The sequence below is a fragment of the Planctomycetaceae bacterium genome (assembly GCA_041398825.1).
Classification (GTDB): domain Bacteria; phylum Planctomycetota; class Planctomycetia; order Planctomycetales; family Planctomycetaceae; genus F1-80-MAGs062.
Window position 1 is genome coordinate 457,951 of record JAWKTX010000001.1, and the last position, 23,005, is coordinate 480,955.

Sequence of the window (23,005 nt, forward strand, 5' to 3'; positions counted from 1 at the left end):
TTTGCCAAAATTCATAGCGTCACGTGGTGTATTCTGAATTCAGGCGGACGTATTCCGCCGTCAGATCGGACGTCCAGAAACGCACGCATGCCGAACCGGATCGTGGGCCACCAGCCACGCGAAGTTCAAGGTGAACGTCACGATTGTTGCGAAGCCCGTCGGAAACCTGTGTTTCATCGAACGGGACCGGCGTTCCAGCCTCGTAAACTGTCACTCCATTGATCTTCAGGGACAGGTATTCAGTTTCGATTGGCACACCCGCATATCCGGCCGCTGACACAATACGGCCCCAGTTCGGATCTGCACCGACAATGGCCGTCTTGACCAGTGGGCTGTCTGCAATCTCTTTGGCCATCCGGTACGCGTCGTCTCGGGATTCAAGCCCACAGACATCAATTGTCACAAAATGGTCGGCTCCCTCGGCGTCGCGGATAATATCTGTCGCCAGTTTCTGGCAGACACTGACGACTGCGGATTCAATTGCGTCCAGGGATTTATTCGTGATGGTCGCGCCACTTGCGCCATTGGCCATCAGCAGTACTGTGTCGCTGGTGCTGGTATGCCCATCGACGCTGATGCAGTTAAATGTCTGATCGACGGCAGATCTCAGGATACAGTCACATTGCTCCTGACTCAAAGCGGCATCGGTCATCAGGACGGAGAGCATCGTTGCCATATTGGGGGCGATCATGGCCGCGCCTTTTGCGGCTCCTGAAACCCGCACTGAAACACCGTCGATCTCCATGTCGACGGACACAAGTTTGGCAAAAGTGTCTGTGGTCATCATCGCGGTGGCGGCGGCTTTGAACGCTTCGTCACTGCATTCCAGGCTCCTGATTCCATTCGGGATGCCATCAAGGATCACCTCCATCGGCAGAGGTACGCCAATGACGCCGGTCGAACAGACCAGCACCTGCTCTTCCGAACAGCCCAGGCATCCCGCGACTTCAGCGGTCATTCGTTTAGCATTCTCGATGCCTGGCAAACCTGTCGCTGCGTTTGAATTTCCGGAGTTTATGATCACAGCTCGAACGTTCGGGGCGGGGACCCGGGAACGTGATACCGTGACCGGTGCCCCGCAAACCCGGTTCTGAGTAAACACACCGGCTGCCGCAGCCGGGCGATCTGAAACAAAGAGTGCCAGGTCACTCTTCCCACTCGCCTTGATGCCGGCGGTTGAACCTGAAGTCCTGAATTCGGCTGGTAGGGAACCGAAATTGTTGATGCTCACGGGATTCTGATGATTCATGCGAGGTGCGACTTAATGGGACGTTTTTCGTTGGGCGTTCTGTGTGACGGAAAAGCAGAGTGTGGCGTTCGCCTGAATTCTGCAGAAGCCGCAGCAAACTGCAAATCTCAGGACGTGTTGGGAGGTACGGACAAAAAAAGCCGCAGGGTTGATCCTGCGGCATGATGGTTCAGGCGAGTGTCCGGACATCTGTATCAGGCGATATCGAAGCTTTCCACTTCGGCACTCTCTTCAGCGAGTTCGTCTTCGACAATCAGGTTTCCGACACTTCCCGGGCCGTGATCGTAGCAATCGTCCTGGTGCCAGAGAGGCAATCCGGCGGCGTATCTCGCCGCAAGCATCATGACTTTTTCTTCTGACCCGGGCTTCGCGGCAGTAGGAGCTGACGGATCAACTCCCAGTGCTTTCAGTTCTTCTTCGAAGCCAGCGTCCAGATCGCTGAGAAATTCATAGCCTTCGATGTCTACCAGTGACTCAAGACCAGAGTCTGCATCGAGAAAATACGACGACATTCAGGGGCTCCAATGGGCTGCAACCAGTTGCGACAACAGTTAATTCCGCTCCGTCGTTTCCGTCCCTGGAAACATCAGTCCTGCTACCATCCTGCTCGCCGCCAGACATCGCAAATTCGCGAGGTTGCCTGTTATCGGGAGATTGTTTTGAAGGCCCAGTTTGACTGAATATTGAACGCGTCCCTGCGAGTCACGATTGTTGAACTCAGGGTGTGAAATGTCAACAAAATTTCACAAAACGTAAAATCAATTCCAGTGATCCGGATGCCTCAATGCGGTTCGATCATGACAACGAGAGAAGTGACCTGGCCGCCAGTCGGAACCTGGATTTGAAGCGACTTTCCCGAAAGCCATTCTCCGGGAATCGGATCCAATTCAGACCATCAGCTTGTCTTACGCGATACGTGGTAACGCTTGAGCTTTCGGTCCAGTGTGGATCGCTCTATGCCAAGAATCTGTGCTGCGCGCGATTTGTTCCATTCGGTGTGGTCCAGTGTCGCCAGGATGTGCTGCTGCTCAATATCTGCGAGCGAAAGTTCGCGATACTCTCCATCGCGCTGAGTTCCCGGTTCGGTTACCGAGAATCGACTGGACAACGTCGAAAGTTGAACGTCAGACGCCTTCACAACTTCGTTTCGACAAAGGATTACCGTACGTTCGATGGTGTTTTGCAGTTCCCGAACATTCCCCGGCCAATTGTATTCGCGAAGCAGTTCTGTCGCTTCATCAGTGAATCCCGTTATGACTCGTCCTGTCTTTTGAACAAACCTGGCCAAAAAAGTGTTTGCCAGCAGAACGATATCATCTTTTCGTTCACGCAGCGGCGGAGCAATAATCTCAGCAACATGCAGTCGGAAATAGAGGTCTTTTCGGAAGTCGCCATCCTCGACGGCTTCTTCGAGGTCTCTGTTGGTAGCGGCCAGAAGTCTGACATCCACTTGTATTGGTTTGCGCCCCCCAATTCGTTCAAAGGGGTGCCCTTCCAGCACACGCAGGAATTTCGCCTGAATGGCCGGGCTCATTTCGCCGACTTCATCCAGAAACAGCGTGCCCTTGTCGGCTTGCTCGAATCGGCCCACTTTTCGATCCGTAGCGCCAGTGAAGGCGCCTTTTTCGTGGCCAAACAATTCGCTCTCCAGCAGGCTCTCATTCAGCGCTGCGCAGTTGAGGCACACGAATGGACCGTCTCGCCGTGGGCTCATATTGTGAATGCTGCGCGCGATCAGCTCTTTTCCGCAGCCACTCTCGCCCCGAATCAGAACACTCGCGTCTGTTTCAGCGATGAGCGTGATTCGATCCTTCATTTCCTTCATCGAGGGCGTTTCGCCTACGAGCTGGTATTCGCTGGAGAGCTGTTCCCGGAGTGAGCGATTTTCGTTTCTTGCCTGAGCGAGGCCGGACTGCAGTGAGTCTCTTTCTTTAAGTTGTTCCAGTGCAACAGCCAGTTGATTCGCAACAGCGAGCGTGAATTCCAGGTCATGTTTATCCAGAGGGTTATCAGGATTCGTGGAATACAGGTGCACCAGGCCATAGGTCCGCGTTGCCGAATGAATCGGTGCACAGATGACACTGATGGCTTTCATTTCGCCAAGACTGTCGAAAACAGACAGTTGACTATCATCACTGACATCTGTCGCAAGAATTGCTTCGCAGGAAGACAGAACAACCCGGGAGAGATTATCGGACACGCGGCGGTAAGGCAGGTCTCTTTTGCTGTCATAGGCGACCACCTGCAGGTCTGCCGGCGTCGGCGCATCGGTTTCCTGAACTGCCAGAAGAATCGCGCTGATATTGGCCACCGTTTCGCGGGCAAGGTTCGCCAGGACGACATCTGTCAGTTGCTGGCGAGTTCTCGCAGATCCCATCTCAAGTCCCAGGCGATACAGCTTGGCCAGCTCTGCTCCGCTCGTATCACGCACAGACTCATCCCTGGGTGTCAGGAACCCGGGAGAAGAAGCACGATGCATGATCTTCGGCTGCTTGTCACGAAGAACCGCAATCGGATGAGAATCAAGCGTCTTGCCTTCGTTGCCCATATTTGCCGGGGTGCCGGGTGTCTGGTCCAGGCTTGTGGTGAATGCCAGCTGGCAAGCACCGATAACAATGACATCGCCCGACCGCAGCGATGTTTCGCCGTCGACAGCAGCCCCGCGCAGGATCGTTCCATTGCGACTACTCAGGTCCCTGAGCCGCCATTCTCCTCCAGAGGTGAAGATTTCGCAGTGATTGCGGCTGCATGAATCGTCCTGCAGGACGATTCGATTTGTGGTTGACCGACCGATTGTTGTGACCTGACCCTGCCGAAGCCTGACAACATCCCGCCAGGTGGCTCCATCCCAAGTCAATACGAAAGCAAACTTCTCAGCTGCTCCATTCTCGTCGGCATCTTCGCTTGTCATTTTTGTTTCTGGATCCGCTGGACGTAAGAAAACAAACCTGAGCCGCCTGTTCCGATGAGAAGACAGGCGGGCACAGCTAAATTTATCTCGGGCCCGACAGTCGTATCATGGCGAACAGGCGCTGGAATGTCATCTCACTGTCGATGTTTGATGGTGTACTTCATTGTGAGGGACTTTCGGATGACAGTTCTTCCGAATCGCAATAGACTGACCCCGCGCTTGGTTTGATGAAGTGACAGGCAGATGTTTGAAAATAAGACTCGCAACCGGCATTCAGCAAAGGATCTTTTCTCATGAATGGTGCATGGCCAGGGGGCCCATGTCCACAATGTGGAGATGTCATGCCAGCCCGCGTTGTTCATTGTCGGACGTGCCGAGCCCTGCTCAATTCTGAACTCACTGAAGACAGTGTTGAGATTCCCAAGTTTGTCCCGTTGCCGGAGTTAGTCGTGATTGCTGCTGCCCCTCCCCGAGGTCATTATGTCGAATGCCCCGGATGCCATGAAGAACTTCGAATTCACGTCAAGTATCAGGGGCAGAAAGTGCAATGCAAACACTGCGAGCAGGCGTTCCGCTATGACGACAGCGTGAAAATCATTGCCATGTATACGCAGTGTCCGCATTGTGCAAAAGAGCTGAGGGCGGCCATGAAACACGTCGGAACCAGGGTCGGTTGCCGGTTTTGCGCTGGACATATCGAACTGCTGAAGACGCCGCAGTGAGCCAGAATGCTGTCTCGGATACGGAATTCACCGATGTCCCCTGCCCCTTCCGCGTTGGCGGTATCCCGGCAAAGCAGTCATGACAGGGTGTGCTGCGACGACAGATCAGAACTGTGAGAGAAAACGGATGTCATTCTCGTAGAATCGTCGGATGTCATCGACTCCGTAGTGTTTCATGCAGAACCGTTCGATTCCCAGGCCGAATGCGAATCCTGAAAATTCTTCCGGGTCGTAGCCAACAGCTTTGAAGACATTAGGATCGACCATCCCGGCGCCCCCGATTTCCATCCAGTTGTCGCCCCATTTCATGTCGACTTCCACAGATGGTTCTGTGAAAGGAAAGAATGACGGACGGAAGCGGATTTCAACATCGGGGCCAAGAAAGCTGCGTGCAAAAAGGCTGAGGACCGTCTTCAGCTGTGCCATTGTTACATGGCGATCGACGAGCAGACCTTCCATCTGGTGAAACATACACGAGTGTGTCTTGTCCATGGTATCCGGGCGATAGACCCGTCCAAGAGAGACGATCCTCACCGGAGGCTGGCTCGTTTCCATGGTTCGGATTTGTACGGTGGAAGTCTGGCTTCTGAGGAGTACCGGTCCGCCGGCGAATTTTGAAGCGCAGGCAATGTAGAAGTTATCCAGCGGGTCACGTGCGGGATGATCTTCGGGGATATTCAGTGACTCGAAGTTGTGGCGTTCGTCCTCAAGTTCGGGGCCTTCAACAACGGTAAAGCCAAACCGTCCCATGAGTTCCCGGAACTCAGCAATTGTCTGGGTGATGGGGTGCAGTTTGCCGATTGTTATTTTTTCGCCGGGCAGAGTGACGTCGAAGTCGCTGGAAGCAGCCTTGGCGGTTTCTGCCAGCTCAGCCTGCCGCCTTTCCATCGCTTCCGTAACGGCCACTCGAACTTCATTGAAACGTTTGCCGACGCGGGGCTTTTCGTCGGGGGATGCCTTTCCCACCTGCTTCTGGAGATCCCGGACGCGGCCGTTCTTCTGACCCATGAACTCCACCGCACGGCTTCAAGCTCTGCCGCATTGCCTGCGCGCTGAAGTGCATTGAGAGCTGCTTGTTCGAATTCATCAAACGCAGAAAGGATGTCGCTCATGGTTCAAAACACTTTAAAGCGTTGTGGCGTTCGTGATTGTTCCTGCCCGGTGCCAAAGAAAACAGGCGAGGATCCTGTGGAGGATGCTCGCCCGTCGATTCTTTTCGATGTCACACTGTTCGACGTCGTACTGCGGATCAGGCAGCCGCCGTCGTTGCACCCTTGGCTTCACGCACGGCTGCAACAATCTCATCAAAAACAGCCGGCGATGCGATCGCCAGTTCGCTGAGTGATTTTCGGTTGAGCCCGATATTTGCCAGAGTCAGTCCATGAATGAACTCAGAGTAGGACATTCCTCGCTCGCGGCATGCCGCAGTGAGTCGAGTGATCCACAGAGCGCGGAACTCTCGCTTCTTCACTCTTCGATCGCGCGTCGCGAACGCTCGGGAGCGGATAATGGTTTCTTTAACTGTTCGCAGCAACTTGCTGCGTCCACCCACGTTGCCGCGAGCCTCTTTAAACAGTCGCTTTTTCGAACGTCGTCGCGCTTTACCTAACCGAACACGCATCTTACCGAGCCTTCAGGGAAGACGATTCAATAAAAACAAATCACAGACTGGGGCGAAGGGCTTCTACGATGTTGCGGGCATCTTTGCCAGCTACAACACCGTCCTGACGCAAACCGCGACGTCGTTTGCCACTTTTGTGGCTCATGATGTGGCCGCGGAAAGCCTTGCGGTGCTTTGCCTTGCCGGAAGCAGTGATCTTGAATCGCCGCTTCATTCCTTTATGGGTCTTTTGCTTGGGCATTTCCGTCCCCATGACAGAAAACTGAACTGATGTATATGCTTTCGAATGAAAGAGCCGGGGAGTATAGCGGTCATCTTTCATGGTTGTAAAGCAGCTTGCGGACGGAAGAAGAATTTTCCAATCCTGATCAACGCGAATCAACGCTGTATCGGCAGGCTGGCAGTGTTCCCGCAACGAATCTTGATCGCAAGAACGGCATTCGCAGGAATCGATTGTGGTCTCTGACAGAATTCATTCAAGCCCGGTGCAGCGTCTGGAAGCCAGTATGCGGGGACTTGCCCGGAAAAAAGAAGGGCGAGCTTCACAAGGAAGCTCGCCCATCGGGAGGAGGGAGTTGCGTTTGCTTTCATTGTGCCTGAGGACGGAGAGGGCAACCCACCTTTGCCGTCGCTTCTTCATCGCTTCCGCTCTTCTGCTTCACACACTGCTCACGTTGTGTGAGCGGGATACGGAAGCGTCGCCGGACTAAGCAGCTCTGCGCTGTTCGTCCATAGAGTGGTTGATTGCGACGGCAGCAACCGCTGCAACACCACTGCCAGGCCGCTTGATGTTGGAGCCTGGGCCGCCTCGTGGCGGATATCCGTATTCCCGGAGTTTCCCGGATAACGTGCGAAGTCCGATTTTCAGAATCTGAGCCGTTCGTTCACGGTTACCGTTGCAGCGTGCGAACGTTGATTCGATCAGTTTTCGTTCCATTTCGCGGAGAGTCATGCCAACGCCATCAACGCCTTCTTCATCGGGAGAGGCATTCTGCAGCCACGGCAGCAGATCGTCCGGACCGATGCATTCTGTAATGTCTACGGTGCAGGCCCGTTCGATGACATTCTGCAGCTCCCGCACGTTGCCGGGCCATGGGTGACCTTCGAGCAGCTGGAGACCTTCGATGCTGACGCGTCGCGGGGGTCTGCCCTCTTTCAACGCAATCTGGCTGATAAAGTGTTCGACAAGTAGTGGGATATCATTCTGCCGGACTCGCAGCGGTGGCGACTGCAAAGTGATACCGCTCAGATGTTGCAGCAGGTCATCGCGGAAACGGCCTTCCATGGCCAGTCGATTCAGGTCACCGTGCGTGGCCGCGATGAACCGAATGTTGGGTCCGTCCTGAGTGCCCTGCAATACGGCTGCTGCCCGTTGTTCGAGCAACTGTGCCAGGCGTCGCTGGAACGGCAAGGCGACCGTGTCGACATTGTCGAGAAGGATAGACCCGCCTTCGGCCATTCTGAGGTAGCCGGGGAATCCATCGTCAGTTGCATCGCCGAACAATTGAAGTTCGAGAGTTTCAACGGAATGCAGGCTGCAATCAATTCGCAGAAAGGGTCGGGATGCCCGTCGACTGCACCGATGCAGACCTTCCGCGATCAGCGTCGTGCCACTTCCCGGTTCGCCGCGAACAAGGACCGTTCGATCGTCGTCTGCAGCAATTCGAATACTTTCACGCAGCGACTGCATGGCTGGCGTACTGCCGACGAGATCCATCAGGTTACGATTGAGCAACTGTCGACGCAGTTTTTCATTCTCCCGGATCAGATCTCCCCTGCGGAGGGCATTCAGCAGTGCTGCTCCAAAGCGGCTTGCAGTGTAGGGACGTTCAATCACTTCGCATTCGAAGGTCGGAACAGTTTCGCGACCCCAGCGAGAATCTTCGCCAACGATGCAGAGAACCTGGGCAGCTTTTGAATGGCTGCGGATCGCCGCGTTGACTTCCTGCATGCGGGAGACGTTGTCGGCGTCATCAATAATGCAGCAGCTGAACTCTTGTCGGCTCAAATGAAAGAGCATGGCATCGGGGCTGTCTGTTTCACAGACGTTCATGCCACGCTTGCGGACATCATCCGCAAGTAATTGTCTCGCACCTGGTCGCGGCGAGAAAACAAGCACGCTGCGAGTCGGGGATTCTGTTTCGGGAGCAGTGGGCTGATCGGGAGAGCTCGCTTGAACTGCGGTTGGGAAACGCAGTATCTGCGGCTCACGATGAGCACCAGGAGGGAACTCGTTCATGATGTCCTCAATCTGTGAGCAGAGAGTGGAGAGACGGAGGCAGGACGGTGGGAGAGGAGAATCCAGCATCGAACAAAAACACCCTCTCCGCTTGAGATTGGCAGAGACGGATTTCAATTCTTTGCGAATTGGATTCTTTGTTCCAGGGTGGAACGATTGAGAGGAGAACTGAAAGGTTTTGGGCTGGCGAAGACTCGCTTCCCGTGTGAGAGGCCGAGTGATATCCGGACTCGGCAGAAAGTGTCAACACGTTTTCACAACGATTAGACCAAAACTTTCGTGCATTTGTAAGAATTGCTATCAACAGTCACACAGACTCGCAGGCAGCTGGCTGTTGAACGGCATTTCCTGCCGGATCAATGGTACTTCGGCCGGAACCTGTTTCGGCGTGACAGTGTTCGCTCAGTCAGTAGCCGAAGGATCTTTGCAACAGGCAACAGGCAACAGGCAGTAGGCCGTGCATGCGCAATGCGACTCCATTCTCCGGGAAGCACTATCTGCCAGCAAAATGAGGCCAGCATTGCTGGCCTCATTCGCATCGTTGATCAGCGATCCGGACTGCTGTCGACGTCTTAGTACTGATTCGCGAAACGCGCTGGATTCTCGGAGAACAGATTCATCGTTTCCCGGGAACTGAAGAAGTAGAGCCGGTCGCGGAACCACAAAGAGTAGTCCAGCATACCTTCGGTCTCTTCTCCGGTGTTGACAAGCAGAACGATGTCTCGTCCTCCGGCAGCAGGGGCATAACGCGACGGATTCGCTTCAAAGGCGGCCTTTGCTCGAGACGATGAAAACTGGTATTCCTGCAGCCCGAATGTTCCTGTGAATTCTTCCCGGGCGTCAACCAGTTCCCGATGGTCACGCAGTTCCACGGGGCAGAAGCCTTTGAAACCTGCTCGGCCGGCCCGATCCCGAATCTGATTTCGCTGGTGTTCACGGCGTGCCTGATCTGCCGTCACCGACGCCGCCACAGCACCGGCATTCGAAATGGTCCTGGGACGTTGTTCTTCGGGCGTGGTTTGACTGAATGCAGACTCTTCCCGTGTGTTTGTCACAGGCGTTGCCTGCACGCTGCTGGTCGATGACTTCACTGAATCTTCGGGTGCGGAAGCCTCTTCAACGGGTGGCAGTTCAATTCCGGGAAGCTCTTCTGAAAACTCTTCCATCGGTGGCACCGGCTCGCCAACCAACAGTCCTCCATCGGATGACGGTGATTCGTCCTGAACGAAGAATTCATCATCGGACATTGGTAGCTGAACTCCGGTGAACGGATTGGAAATGGGCATGTCTGCCGTGGCGGTTATTCCCGTTTCGGATCCGGATTGTTGATTGCCAGCCTGGGCATCGGGAGCAGCCACTTCCGGGGCCTCCTGTGCTGGTGAGATGGTCTGTTCAGAACCAAAATTTCCGGCGTTTGCTGCAATGTCAGAATCTGTTTCCTGCGTTGGAAGTTCGCGAGTCTGGCCGGGGATTTCAATCAGCGAATCCAGGTCCAGCACTTCCGGATCACCCTCCAAAATGCCGTTCTCAACGACACTGTTTTCGAATGGATCGACGAAATCACTCGGGGCAGGTGCGACAGGCGCGGGAGTGATCGGTGTGCGATCGACCGGCGGATGTTGACTTTGGCCCATTGATGCGGCGGCTGAAGCTGTGCTTGTCGTTGCCGATGGCATCGGAGTTGGCGCTGCCGTGTAGCCCTGAACGAACGAAGGTGCTGTGCCTGGCTGTACGTACTGAGGGAATCGATTGGGTGGCTGAAGTGTTGTTGTTCGATTGCCAGCCACTGGCATTCCGTTTTGCTGCCCATGCGGGATTCCCGGTCGCTGTGCCGTCACGGGATTGGGATTGTATGACGGCGGATTCGTAGAGGGTGAATTCGTGCGAGCGCCATTCAGATTCGGTGTCTGCGCCATCTGTCCGGAGTGAGCTTTGGAGGCCTGATTTGCCTGCCCGATCATCGGACTGCCCGGTGGTCGAGCCGGGGAGCCTGGCTGCACCGAACGCTGCTGTGGGCTGCCCGGGGGAGGCGCAGAGTAGGTGGACAAATGCGATGCCGGGGATGTGGGGGTGACTGGTTTTGCGGCCGGAGTTTGCGGGCTGGATTCTCCCCGCAGCTTCCCAACAAATTTCTGGAAGAAGTTCTTCTTCGGCGGCGGCGTAGCGGGACGCTGTTGGGGAGCCATCCCCTGCCCCGTGCCGGCCACCGGGGCGGTAGCAGTGCCCGCGAATGGCTGTTGCGATGGGACTTGCGCGTTTTGCCCATTGACTCCGGAATTCTGAACCATCCCGGGCGGAGTCTGAGTGACGACTCGGGTGTTCGGGTTGTTCTGCAGATTGTTCTGGGGGTTGTTATGTGTCATCTGCTGGGTTTGTGGTGCAAAACCGTTCATTTGTGGCATTGGACGTCCACTCTCATGAAACAGGCGCTGCAATTCGCTCATCACGGCCGGATTGGAGGCTCCCGATGGTTGGGAATTCGTTGCCTGGTACTGGACAGGCTGGATTCCTCGTGGGAACCCGCCTTGCGCGGTGGCGTTCGCCGATATCACGGGTTGCGTTGCAGGCGCGTTCGACACTTGTGGCCCATGCGGCTGTCGTGCCATATTACCGCTCGTTTGAGTTGGAACGGGACGAAGTGGCCTTTGTCGGGCTCTCCAGCCGGTCGTTTCGTCGCCATTCGCGCTATTTGTGATTGGGGCGGCATACGCTGAAGTGAGCGATGCGGTGAGGAGCAGATTTCGAACCAGCTTGCGAGTAGTCATTTTGTCGTCCCTGAAGAATGACAAACGGCTTCGAGCTGGTGACGGATGGCCCATCCACTAATTCGACCACCAGCTGTGAAACGCGTTCGTAATGGCGCTGCTGGTTCTTATCGTCTGTTCCGAAAGGCCGGGTTGTTCTGCTTGCTCCGGTTTTGCCGTCGTCACGACAGACAGTACTCGTGAATCAGGAACAATCGGGATGACCCTGAGAATTGCCCTATATGCCCTAAATTAACGGAGCCTGCGGTCCGCGCCTTTCACATGTTGGCAAGAAAGCGTCGACACTGTCATTCCGCGTCGACACTGTCATTCCGCGTCGACACTGTCATTCCGCGTCGACACTGTCATTCCGCGTCGACACTGGCCATCGGCATGGTACAACGTCATTCGGCGTGGAAGAGATGGGAGGCGGGTACCGGACGAGGCTCTTCGTTTTCCCTCTGCCACCGGAAGTCCAGCTCTGCTCCCCCGTTCCCCTGAAAGTACTCGATGCGGATCCTGTGCATTCCTTTTGAAAGTCGAAGCCACTCTCCAACGCCTGACGGGGGATGGTTACCATCATTGTCAATGAGCAACCTGTCGTTCAGGAACGCTTTGCTGCCGTCGTCAGAGATCAGCGTTAATCGTATCAGGCCTTCTGTTTCCATGTGCAGGTAGCCGGACATTGTCACGGCGTAGTAGTCATTGGATTCACGTTTGACCTCGGCAAGAGAAACGGATTTTGTGACGCCGGAGCTGGCTGCGTTCAGCTGCGCGAAATCCGGGAGCAGAGAATATTGTCCTGGAAAGAGTTCGTAATTGAGTCCGGGCTGCAGCTTTGTTGTGTCGATTGCCGTTGCAGCTTCATCAGGGCGTTTTGTCGCCCGAATGCTGGCAGTGATCGCCACGCCGGACCGCTGAATGTTCAGTTTCAGTGGTGCGTCCGTGGACAGGATTTGTCTCAGGTTCAGGTACCAGTCGATGACGTTGCGAGTGGATAGGTCATTCACCGCGGTCACAATGTCTCCCGGTTCAATGCGGGCATCCGACGCCGCTGAATCTGCTTCCACTTCGCTGACAATGACCGGGCCGCCCTGGTTCCGGATCCGGATTCCCGTCGTAAACCCGCTTCGTAGTTCTGCTTCGATGATGTCTTCGATCAGTTGGTAAACCGTATCGATCGGGATGGCGAATCCAACGTTTTGTTCCTGAAAGATTTTTTCTGAAACCACTCCAATGACCTCGCCGTCAATATTCAGGAGTGGTCCCCCTGAATTGCCGCCATTGCTGGCCGCGTCGAACTGAATGAATCGCGGGCGGCGATCAATCTGGTAGTTTGTCATTACAAGGGCATTCGGAGCGCCGGCCAGAACCGCGTTTGAACTGACAATTCCGGAGGTAAATACCAGTCCCCGTCCGCCCGGATTGCCTGCGACAATGACGGTTTCACCATTCATCAAATCGTGGCTCCGTCCCGGTGTAACCGTTTGCCAGGGGCCGTCGCCGAGCAGGCGAACGATTGCCAGATCTCGCTCCGGGTAGCGTCCTATGGTCTGAAATTGAATCGGTTTTTGTGAGTTGGGAAGGCTGGAGCCAATCAGGGCAAACCCTTCATCCGACGGAAGGACGTGATTGTTGGTCAGGACAAATCCTGCCGGATGAACGATTGTTCCGCTGCCCGAAACGATTGCACCCTCGCGAACGACGAACAGCGAAACGATACCGGCAGTCGATTTCTGAATCGCCCGCACGATCGGAGTTTCTCTGCCGGATCCAGCCGCTGCCTCCTGCGCCGAACAAACGCTGCAGAGCGACATCTTCATCGCTATTGCGGCCAACATCACCGCGTTCACAGATTTCATTCGCGGACTAAGGATGGGCATACCAGGCATATTGGAATTCACGTTTTACGGATTGCTGACGAAGGGGGCCGTTGAAAAGATTTGCCCATGTTAATGATCCTGCGGTTTCTGTCCCGCCGATACCGAAGATTTTGTCTGTTCAGTTTCCGGGGGAGGAGGATTTGCAACCGCCGGTCATGGCGAATCCGGAGCCAGTTTCTGCCGTCGTTGGTTGATTCCGGTCTCCCGGAAGTTCTGCGATTTCTCCTGTGCCAGGTTGGCTGAGCAGGTGGTCGGGCGATGAAACTGTGTCTGACTTCGCTTCAATGTTCCTGCAAAGAACCGTCCTGCTGATGCCGCTGAATATGTCGACGACTTCAAATCCTTCACAATCAACCTGTTGCCAAAGCAATGTCGTCTGTCCGGGTTGTGGATGTGTTTGCGATGACGTTGCCGTGGAAATCATCGACGGGGAATTGGCGGGTTTTTCTCCATCCTGTCCGAAAGGTGAAAGCTGGTTTCGTGCTCAGCTCCAATCTGTCGCATCGGAGAACCGAGTTGATGGGGCAGCGGTTGATCTGGATGTTGCTGTTGATCGAGCTGCCGAGATCCTTGAGGGATCGATCTATCCTCTGGTCTACGGCCTTTCTCGAAGCGCGACGCCCGGTCAGCGTGCGGCTGTCGCCCTGGCAGAACATCTGGGGGGTGTGGTGGATACCACAGCTTCGTTGTGTCATGGACCCTCCATCATGGCCATTCAGGATTTTGGTGAGGTCACGTGCACGCTGGGCGAAGTTCGTAATCGAGCGGATCTTGTTGTGTTCTGGGGGTGCGATCCTGCCTCTTCGCACCCTCGACATTCCGATCGTTATTCGGTCACAGCTCGTGGGCGATTTGTCCCCGAAGGCCGTGGTGATCGAATCGTCGTTATGATCGGAGATGAACGCTGGGTGCATTCGTGGAGGCTGGATGATCAGGGAACCCTGCCGGACTACGTTATTCCCGTTTCCCCCGGTGCCGATTTTGAATTGCTTTGCCAGTTGCGTGCGATGTTGAAACAGGATGCCGGCACTGCGAATCGCAGCAAATCCGTCGGTGATTTTGATCCCGCGTCGAACATGTTAATTCCAGAGGCACGTTTCGCTGGAAAAGATACCCCGACTTCCTCCGAACAGCCGGAAGTTCTTGCCCCCGAGCAACTGCTCAGCCTGATGACATCCTGTCGTTACGGAGCCGTGTTCTTCGGTCTTGGACTTGCAGACACCAGCCTCTGGGAGCATGCCATGGATACTCATGCCGGGCACGCAAACGTTTCCACACTTCTTCAGCTGGTTGCTGAACTGAATTCACGAACTCGTTTCATCGCCCGGCGGATGAGGCTTCAGGGGGACGTTTCAGGAGCAGACAACGTCCTTTGCTGGCAAACCGGTTATCCGTTTGGAGTTGACTTTTCACGCGGCTATCCTCGGTACAATCCCGGTGAATACACCGCGACAGAGTTGCTCGAGCGTGAAGATGTGGATGCGATGCTGATCATTGGGGCAGAGACCGTCTCCAGCTTTTCATCGGCCGCTCAGCGTTTCATGAGAAGCATCCCAACAATATTGATCGATTACCCGTCTGCCAAAATCGATTTCTCGCCCGATGTCCACATTACCACGGCAGTCTATGGTGTTCATGCGGCAGGAACGGCCTATCGAATGGACAATGTTCCGCTTCCCCTTCGAGCATTGCTTCCCTCCCACTTGCCGACCGACGAACAGGTGTTGGAATCCATCCGCAACCGAATCTCGTAGCTTCCATCCGTCGGACTGGTCACTATTGGTCAGCGCTTCACTATTGGTCAGCGCTGATGATGAGTCTGTCGTCCGCGTTCGCCTCTTTCCATATCGATCGAGCGAACAGGAAAGCGTCTGCGGCCTCTGCGGCATCCAGCGCACGGCCCTGTCCGTTCACCGGTTGAATGATGGTCAGTTGCCTTGGCGCAATCAACGAGGCCAGATGCTGGATATCGCCAACATCGCGCAGGATCCCGTTGGCGAGTGTTCCGAGCCTTTGGTTTTCGTACGGGATTTCTGTGATAAAGCTGCCGAGAGACCTGGTTGTGACGACTCGATTAATCCTGTCATCGATCGCACCGGAACAAAGCGCGACAATTCCTGCGGGGCCATTGCCAAGGACGGTGACTCGACTTTCGTTCCCTGTTTGTTCCCGCAGCACCGTGACCGCTGTCCTCGCATCTTTCGTCCATTGGCCCAGGAGAGGCTGTCCGATCCACAATGACCATTCTGCAGTGTTGTGGTCAGGTGCACGTCCGATTTTGTCTGACTTCCAGGATTCTTTGCCGGTGGCCCGAAGGGAAAGAATGGCGATCATGTCGTTATCGCCTGCGTTTGACCGCAGTTGATTCAGATCTTCCTCTGTTTCGTCCCCCATTGTCAGGATCAGGGTTATGTTGCGATGTGGGGCGCTGCCTGCGGTAATGACCTGCATCGTTAGTTGAATTCCCGGATCGCTGTTGAAAACAAAGGTCCGGATCCCGGGACCGGACGGCCGGGAAAGTGGATCGGGCAGTGAAAACGGTTGCGTGTCCCCCAGCACGTTTTCATTCAGCATCGCTCTGGCTGTTTCGATTCGGGAAATCGCTGGATTCGAGTTGATCTGTTCAGAGGACCATTCTTGTATCACCTGTTGTCTGGCAAAGCGCGCGGCCAGTTGAGGCAGTGTTGTCCAGTCGTCAGGCCGGGAATCGTCAGGAAAGCATCGAAGCACCTCCGGGTCTTCTGTTCTGATCATGGGTTCATCGATCGGCGAGCCATCTCCTTCGTTCTTCAGGTGACGTGCCATCCAGCCATACATGGCCTCCCGCATTTCCTCGTTGTAGTCGTGCGGTGATTCAAAAACTTCGTGACGCAGATAATCCACGCGCTGATACAGACCGAAGATCGGTTTCGCGATTGCCACAGATTTTGAAGCTTCATTTACGGAAAACTGAAACGCATCTTTCGTGGCGTTGATCACCATCAAAGCTCGCGGGGCAATTAATCCCAGCACCCTGCCTTCTTCTGTAAACGACAACGCGCCGGGAACGACTTCACACATACAGCACGCTGCGCCCAGGTAGGCCTGATAATTTCCGACGGAACAAACGGGAACGACGGCGCGGAATCTTTCATCCCAGGCTCCGGCATACATGGTCTGATTTCCGCCGCCGCTTGCTCCCGTAATTCCAATTCGCTGTGGATCGACTTCAGCACGAGTCTGCAGGTAGTCAACGGCTCGCATGTTTTCGTAAACCTGCAGACCACTCAGCGGCTTACCTGTCGGCAAAAGCGTAGCTGCCACCATTTCTCCGTGATATTCACCGAGTGCTTTGTTGAGCCCGCGCTCGCCCGCGCCAAGTGCGTCGACAGCGAGCGCAAAGAAACCCAGTTTTGCAAGTCCAATGCATCGAGCCTGAACGTGTGGATCCTGCTTGGCGCCGCGCCAGTGGCCGTGAACACACAAAACCGCCGGTCGTTTTCCGGCACCTTCGGGCACATAGGCATTGGCCGTCATCCAGACATTTTCGAACGTCTGAAAGACCAGTTTTTCAATGCGGTAACCGTCACGCTGCAGCGTATCGATGATTCGTGGTTCAAGCGGCGCGTGTTCTGCGGGAAACCCGCCCCACGCTTTTTCAAGGCTTTCCCTCAATTTCAGACGTTCGCTTTGCCATGCTTCCACGGTTGCGGGCGATTGATCATCCTGTCTGTCGGCAGCGGCTCGCTGCTTCACGTAGCTGAGAAAAGCGTTCGATGCATCCTGGGCCGAGGTTGCGGACAACCTGATAGTGCCGAATGCCAAGAGCGAACAAAGAACTGCAAAGCTGAGCAGGAACCGCAAAGCACGGGTCATTTGGACTTCTCCTCTTTCGGGAAGTATGCATAGGGATCGCGATTGTTGCGGATGCGGTCGACAGAATCGAGCCTGTTCGACATTGGCGTCGTTTTCCTTTCCTGAGTTACGGCATCGGCAGATTTGCCGGAGGGAAGGTCTGTCACTACGATCCGGGCATGGCTGCCATCGAAGTTCGAAATCTGAATCGCGTTTACAAGGTCTTTCGCAAGCAGGAAGGTTTGCTTGCCTCATTGCGCGGGCTATGGCATCGCGAATACAATGAGGTGCGGGCGGTTCGCGACGTAAATTTCACGATTGAGGAAGGTGAAATGGTCGCCTTTCTTGGGCCCAATGGAGCCGGAAAGACGACCACACTGAAGCTTCTGTCGGGCCTGATTGTGCCAACTTCCGGCACCGCAACGGTGCTTGGCTATGTGCCGTGGAAGCGCGAAGACGCTTACCGGCGACGGTTTTCACTGGTGACCGGGCAAAAGGAGCAGCTTTGGTGGGACCTGCCTGCGCAGGAGTCGTTTCGTCTTCATAAAGAGATCTACCGGATTTCCACATCCGACTACAATGACCGACTGAACGAACTGACGGAATTGCTGGAAGTTGGCAAGCTGATGTCGCAACCCGTGCGAGAGCTTTCGCTGGGCGAACGGATGCGAATGGAACTGATTGCCGCCCTGCTGCACCGTCCGGATGTGCTTTTTCTGGATGAGCCAACAATTGGCCTCGATGTTGTCAGCCAGCGTCGCGTGCAGGAGTTCCTGCGTCACTACCAGAAAGAACAACGAATTACGGTGATCCTGACCAGCCACTACATGAAAGATGTCGAAGCGCTGTGTGAGCGTGCGATTGTGATCAACAAAGGAACGGTGGTCCACGATGGCCCCCTGGCGGCCATTGTTGATCGCTTCAGCCGTCACAAGATTGTTGAACTTCAGTTTGCCGATGATGTGATCCCACCGGGGCTGGAGCGGTTTGGGCTTCTCCTTCAATCCCGGCCGCCACGAGTTCGACTGCAGATTGAGAAACAGTATGTGTCAGAAAGCCTGTCCAGTATTCTGAGCTTGCATGCAGTAGATGACATCAGTGTCCTGGAACGCCCTCTGGAAGAGGTGATTGCGGAGTTGTTCTCGTCGGACGATCAGACTGTGAGTGACAACAGGACAGAAGCGGTCGTTGGCTGAGCTCTATGTGTTGTGATGCGGCAGATTGCCGAACAAAAGACTGGGAAATACGATTGTGTCGGCAGTTGCTGAATTGAGTTTTTGGTCAGAATTCGCTGCCCGGTGGCGCGTCAAGTGGCTGATATTGAAAACGGGAATTGAAGAACGGCTGATGTATCGCGGGGACTTCGCGTTCTCAACACTGGTGCGTTTTCTTCCCATTGTGACACAGGTCTTTCTGTGGAATGCCATCTATTCGGGCGACACAGCGGCCCGGATGAAAGGCTACAGCTATCAGGACATGGTTGCCTACTACCTTCTTGTCATGCTGGCCAGGGCGTTTTCCAGTATGCCGGGGCTTGCCAGCGGTATTGCTGTTTCCATTGCAAATGGTTCTGTGCGGAAGTACCTGATTCAGCCGGTCGATATGCTGGAACATCTCTTCTGGCACCGAGTTGCCCATAAGCTGGTCTACTACGTCATCGCAGGTGCGCCGTTCGCACTGGTCTTCTGGTTATGTCGCGATTATATGCCCGGCTGGCCTTCCGCCTGGATCACTGTCGGCTGGACCGCGTCGCTGCTGATGTCGTTTCTGGCGGGATTTCTGATTGAATCTTTGATTGGGTTGATCGCATTCTGGTTTCTCGAGGTCAGTTCGCTGATTTTTGTCTACATGATGCTGAATTATTTTTTATCCGGGCACATGATTCCACTGGAATGGATTTCGCAGTGGATGCCATGGATTGAGTGGCTTCCTTTTAAGTATCTGGCTTATTTTCCCGCCGCAATCATGCTTGGGAAGATTCCTCCGGAGACTTTGCCCCGGGAATTGCTCATTCAGGTGTGCTGGATCGTGGCATTGTTGTGCATGAATCGCGCGGCATTCCATTTTGGTGTTAAGCGCTACGGGGCATTTGGCGGTTAACATCGTCCTGTTCGCGATGATCGGAAGCGTTTTCGGTGTCGTTGCAGTTCATGGTAATCCACCTATAATCCGGCGCGAGACCGTTGTCGAAGTACCAGTATCTACTGAATCACTTACTCTTTTGACGGAGGAGCGTGCTCTTGAACGCTCTGGTTCGCATTCTGAGTCTTCCCGCTGTGGCACTCTCCAAAGTGCCGGGGTTCGGTCCCCTGATACGTGCCTGCTCCACGTCTGTCGGTCAAAAGATCGTCATGGCGATCACAGGATTGTCGCTGTGCGGCTTTCTTGTCATGCACCTGCTGGGCAATCTGAACCTCTTCGCAGGCGAAGAGAAATTCAACCATTATGCAGAGACGCTGCATAGTCTTGGGCCTTTGCTTGCTGCTGCAGAGGTGGGACTGTTTGCCACATTTCTGGCTCACATCGGACTGGCACTATCGACAGCCGCGATGAATCGAACCGCTCGCGGTGGCAGCTATCTGATGAAGGAGTCAAAACAGCCACCGTTCGCTTTACCGAGTGGCGGGGCTTCGAACTGGATGATGCTGACCGGGGGAGTTATCTTCCTGTTTCTGGTTCTGCACATTGTCGACATGAAGCTGAAAGTTGACCCGCTGGTTGATTACACACCGGCTGTCGTGGTTGATGATGCTGGAAGTGCGTCCCATGGCGACGGTCATATGAATGAGTTCATTGTCGTGCGTCAGGTGCTGCGTTCTCCTGTGAATGCCGTCGCGTATTTCATTGCGTTAATCGCGCTGGGAGTCCATCTTTCTCATGGTTTCCGCAGCGCGTTGCAGACGCTGGGGGTGAATCATCGTCGCTGGAACAGCTTGCTGACATGCATCAGTGTTCTCTTCGCGTGGGCAATTGCGGTGGGTTTTATCAGCCTGATCGTGTGGGCGTTCGCGGCTCCGCAGTAGTCCCCGACTCAGTCTGTTCTGGGTTGTGTTGAATCTTTCTCATACCTGTTGCAACGAAGAAACTTTGAGGTTCTGCGATGGTTCGCGTGGCAAGTGAAACGCTGAATTCGCGAGTTCCCGATGGTCCGATTCAGGAAAAGTGGGATAAGCACCGTTTCAACCTGAAACTGGTTAACCCGGCGAACAAGCGGAAATTCTCCGTGATTGTCGTGGGGACCGGGCTGGCGGGTGGCGCAGCTGCGGCCTCGCTCGGTGAGCTCGGCTATAATGTCAAGGCGTTCTGTTTTCAGGACAGCCCCCGCCGCGCACACAGCATCGCCGCACAAGGGGGAATCAACGCGGCAAAGAATTACCAGAACGATGGTGACAGCATCTGGCGGTTGTTTTACGACACTGTCAAGGGCGGAGACTTTCGGGCACGCGAAGCCAACGTCTATCGACTGGCTCAGGTCAGCAACAACATCATCGACCAGTGTGTTGCCCAGGGGGTGCCTTTTGCGCGTGAATACGGCGGGACTCTTTCCAATCGATCCTTCGGAGGCGCTCAGGTCTCCCGAACGTTTTACAGCCGTGGGCAAACCGGTCAGCAGCTGCTGCTGGGGGCGTACCAGTCTTTGATGCGACAGGTTGGTATCGGCAAGGTCAAAATGTTCGCTCGCCGCGAAATGATGGACCTGATCGTCGTCGATGGAATCGCGCGGGGGATCGTCGTTCGGAATCTGGTCACTGGCGAATTTGAAGTTCACACGGCCGATGCTGTGGTTCTTTGTACTGGTGGTTACGGCAACGTTTACTACCTGTCCACGAACGCAAAGGGATGTAACGTTACCGCAGCCTGGCGGTGTCATCGCCGGGGAGCGTTGTTTGCAAATCCCTGCTACACACAGATCCATCCCACGTGTATTCCAGTGACGGGTGACTATCAGTCCAAACTGACACTGATGAGCGAAAGTCTTCGCAACGACGGTCGAGTCTGGGTGCCGAAGAATAAGGGTGATAAGCGCTCACCGTCCGAGATTCCCGACGACGAACGCGACTATTACCTGGAACGCCGTTACCCCTCATTTGGAAACCTGGCACCACGTGATATTTCGTCACGAGCAGCCAAAGAACGCTGTGACGCCGGCTATGGCGTTGGCAGCACGGGGCTGGCCGTCTACCTGGATTTCAGGGACGCCATCAAACGCGATGGCGAAGACGTGATTCGCCGAAAATATGGCAACCTCTTCCATATGTATGAGAAGATCACCGCGGACAATCCCTATCAGGTGCCAATGAAGATCTACCCGGCCGTTCACTACACAATGGGTGGTCTGTGGGTGGATTATAACCTGATGAGCAATATTCCGGGGCTTTATGTGCTGGGTGAGGCGAACTTCAGTGACCATGGGGCCAACAGGCTTGGGGCGTCAGCCCTGATGCAGGGGCTGTCGGACGGTTACTTTGTTATTCCCTACACAATCGGAGATCATTTGGCTCAGGCAAATCTTCCGAAGATTTCTGACGATCATCCTGCATGTATTCAGGCAAAGCAGGATGCAGAGAATCGGATGAGCCAGTTGCTGAACATCGGTGGGCGTCAATCCGTTGACTCATTCCATCGTGAGCTCGGCAAGGTGATGTGGGAATACTGCGGGATGGGGCGGACCCGTTCCGGTCTTGAAACGGCAATCAGTGAGATTCGTGGTTTGCGGGATCGGTTCTGGAAAGATGTTCGCGTCCTGGGTTCCGGACAATCACTCAACCAAAGCCTGGAGATGGCGGGGCGTGTCGCAGACTTCATGGAATTTGGCGAACTACTGGCTCTCGATGCTTTGAATCGTGAGGAATCCTGCGGTGGTCATTTCCGCGAGGAGTATCAAACTGCTGAGGGCGAAGCCGCACGCAACGATGAAGACTATTCGTATGTGGCTGCCTGGGAATTTGGCGGCGTTGGTGAGGAACCAACACTGCACAAAGAGAATCTGAAATTCGAAAACGTTAAGCTCGCGACGAGGAGTTACAAGTAATCATGAGCGATGATGTGCTGAACCTTACTCTTCGTGTGTGGCGCCAGTCTGGACCGAATGACAAAGGGGGATTTCGGGACTACCAACTGAACGGCGTGAGCACTCACATGTCGTTCCTTGAGATGCTGGATGTTCTGAATGAGCAGTTGATTCAGACTGGTGAAGAGCCGGTTGCCTTCGATCATGACTGCCGCGAAGGTATCTGTGGTATGTGCAGCCTGATGATCAATGGTCAGGCTCACGGCCCGGATAAAGGAACAACCACCTGCCAGTTGCACATGAGAAGATTCAAGTCGGGGCAAACCGTCGTCATTGAGCCCTGGCGTGCCGCTGCGTTTCCGGTTGTACGCGATCTTGTCGTTGATCGATCTGCGTTTGACAGGATTATCAGCGCGGGGGGATTCGTTTCTGTCAACACTGGCAATGCTCCGGATGGGAACGCAATTCCAGTGCCCGGCCATCGTCAGGAACTGGCGATGGACGCTGCTGCGTGCATCGGGTGCGGTGCCTGCGTGGCTGCCTGTAAGAATGCGTCTGCAATGCTGTTTGTTTCGGCGAAAGTTTCGCAACTTGCAATTCTGCCGCAGGGACAACCAGAACGAGCATCTCGTGTTGTCGGGATGGTGACACAAATGGACGAGGAAGGATTTGGTTCCTGTACGAATACGTCTGAATGTGAAGCTGCCTGCCCTGCCGAAATCAGTGTTACAAATATCGCTCGCCTGAATCGCGAATACGTGAAGGCGATGATCACCTCCGACGTGTAGTCG

Annotated in this window: 16 protein-coding genes and 1 pseudogene; 7 read left to right on the forward strand and 10 right to left on the reverse strand. The window is 54.8% G+C overall.

The features are described from left to right. Positions 1-19: 19 nt before the first annotated feature. The 3 genes from argJ to R3C20_01655 all read right to left on the reverse strand — a co-directional run bounded on the left by argJ (position 20) and on the right by R3C20_01655 (position 4,160). Positions 20-1,249, reverse strand: coding sequence for a bifunctional glutamate N-acetyltransferase/amino-acid acetyltransferase ArgJ (gene argJ / locus R3C20_01645; protein MEZ6039179.1), 1,230 nt, complete (start codon positions 1,247-1,249; stop codon positions 20-22). A gap of 194 nt (positions 1,250-1,443) precedes the next feature. Beyond that, a complete protein-coding gene (locus tag R3C20_01650; GenBank protein ID MEZ6039180.1) occupies positions 1,444-1,761 on the reverse strand; it encodes a hypothetical protein in 318 nt (105 codons plus the stop codon). A gap of 383 nt (positions 1,762-2,144) precedes the next feature. After that, positions 2,145-4,160: a sigma 54-interacting transcriptional regulator gene (locus tag R3C20_01655; protein ID MEZ6039181.1), complete on the reverse strand. Its 2,016-nt coding sequence runs from the start codon at positions 4,158-4,160 to the stop codon at positions 2,145-2,147. A gap of 341 nt (positions 4,161-4,501) precedes the next feature. Between R3C20_01655 and R3C20_01660 the strand changes: the two genes are divergently transcribed. Then, positions 4,502-4,882 (forward strand): hypothetical protein, encoded by a 381-nt coding sequence (locus R3C20_01660; GenBank protein MEZ6039182.1) that lies wholly within the window; start codon positions 4,502-4,504, stop codon positions 4,880-4,882. Positions 4,883-4,987: 105 nt separating this feature from the next. On the opposite strand, the pseudogene pheS reads toward R3C20_01660, so the two are convergent. From pheS to R3C20_01690, 6 genes and pseudogenes are all read right to left on the reverse strand, one after another. Beyond that, positions 4,988-5,994: pseudogene (gene pheS / locus R3C20_01665) on the reverse strand (phenylalanine--tRNA ligase subunit alpha). Between the two features lie 137 nt (positions 5,995-6,131). Next, positions 6,132-6,503 (reverse strand): 50S ribosomal protein L20, encoded by a 372-nt coding sequence (rplT, locus tag R3C20_01670; GenBank protein MEZ6039183.1) that lies wholly within the window; start codon positions 6,501-6,503, stop codon positions 6,132-6,134. 40 nt (positions 6,504-6,543) lie between these two features. Continuing rightward, positions 6,544-6,744, reverse strand: coding sequence for a 50S ribosomal protein L35 (gene rpmI / locus R3C20_01675; protein ID MEZ6039184.1), 201 nt, complete (start codon positions 6,742-6,744; stop codon positions 6,544-6,546). A 465-nt stretch (positions 6,745-7,209) separates the two neighbouring features. Beyond that, positions 7,210-8,742, reverse strand: coding sequence for a sigma 54-interacting transcriptional regulator (locus tag R3C20_01680; protein ID MEZ6039185.1), 1,533 nt, complete (start codon positions 8,740-8,742; stop codon positions 7,210-7,212). 572 nt (positions 8,743-9,314) lie between these two features. Next, positions 9,315-11,507, reverse strand: coding sequence for a hypothetical protein (locus tag R3C20_01685; protein MEZ6039186.1), 2,193 nt, complete (start codon positions 11,505-11,507; stop codon positions 9,315-9,317). A gap of 383 nt (positions 11,508-11,890) precedes the next feature. Then, positions 11,891-13,348, reverse strand: coding sequence for a trypsin-like peptidase domain-containing protein (locus R3C20_01690; protein ID MEZ6039187.1), 1,458 nt, complete (start codon positions 13,346-13,348; stop codon positions 11,891-11,893). Between the two features lie 287 nt (positions 13,349-13,635). Here R3C20_01690 and R3C20_01695 point away from each other — a divergent pair, with 287 nt between their 5' ends. Beyond that, positions 13,636-15,123: a formylmethanofuran dehydrogenase subunit B gene (locus tag R3C20_01695; protein MEZ6039188.1), complete on the forward strand. Its 1,488-nt coding sequence runs from the start codon at positions 13,636-13,638 to the stop codon at positions 15,121-15,123. Positions 15,124-15,163: 40 nt separating this feature from the next. Here R3C20_01695 and R3C20_01700 read toward each other — a convergent pair whose 3' ends face one another. Continuing rightward, positions 15,164-17,224: an alpha/beta hydrolase family protein gene (locus tag R3C20_01700; GenBank protein ID MEZ6039189.1), complete on the reverse strand. Its 2,061-nt coding sequence runs from the start codon at positions 17,222-17,224 to the stop codon at positions 15,164-15,166. A 158-nt stretch (positions 17,225-17,382) separates the two neighbouring features. On the opposite strand from R3C20_01700, the gene R3C20_01705 reads away from it, so the two are divergent. The 5 genes from R3C20_01705 to R3C20_01725 all read left to right on the forward strand — a co-directional run bounded on the left by R3C20_01705 (position 17,383) and on the right by R3C20_01725 (position 23,002). Then, complete coding sequence (locus R3C20_01705) at positions 17,383-18,399, forward strand: ABC transporter ATP-binding protein (protein ID MEZ6039190.1); 1,017 nt, start codon at positions 17,383-17,385, stop codon at positions 18,397-18,399. Positions 18,400-18,454: 55 nt separating this feature from the next. Beyond that, positions 18,455-19,303, forward strand: a complete 849-nt coding sequence (locus R3C20_01710; protein ID MEZ6039191.1) for an ABC-2 family transporter protein — start codon at positions 18,455-18,457, stop codon at positions 19,301-19,303. A 140-nt stretch (positions 19,304-19,443) separates the two neighbouring features. After that, a complete protein-coding gene (locus tag R3C20_01715) occupies positions 19,444-20,226 on the forward strand; it encodes a succinate dehydrogenase cytochrome b subunit (protein ID MEZ6039192.1) in 783 nt (260 codons plus the stop codon). Between the two features lie 77 nt (positions 20,227-20,303). Further along, positions 20,304-22,235 carry a fumarate reductase/succinate dehydrogenase flavoprotein subunit gene (locus R3C20_01720; GenBank protein MEZ6039193.1) on the forward strand — a complete coding sequence of 644 codons (1,932 nt, stop codon included), beginning with the start codon at positions 20,304-20,306 and terminating at the stop codon, positions 22,233-22,235. A gap of 2 nt (positions 22,236-22,237) precedes the next feature. Beyond that, positions 22,238-23,002, forward strand: coding sequence for a succinate dehydrogenase/fumarate reductase iron-sulfur subunit (locus tag R3C20_01725; GenBank protein ID MEZ6039194.1), 765 nt, complete (start codon positions 22,238-22,240; stop codon positions 23,000-23,002). The last annotated feature ends 3 nt before the right edge of the window (positions 23,003-23,005 follow it).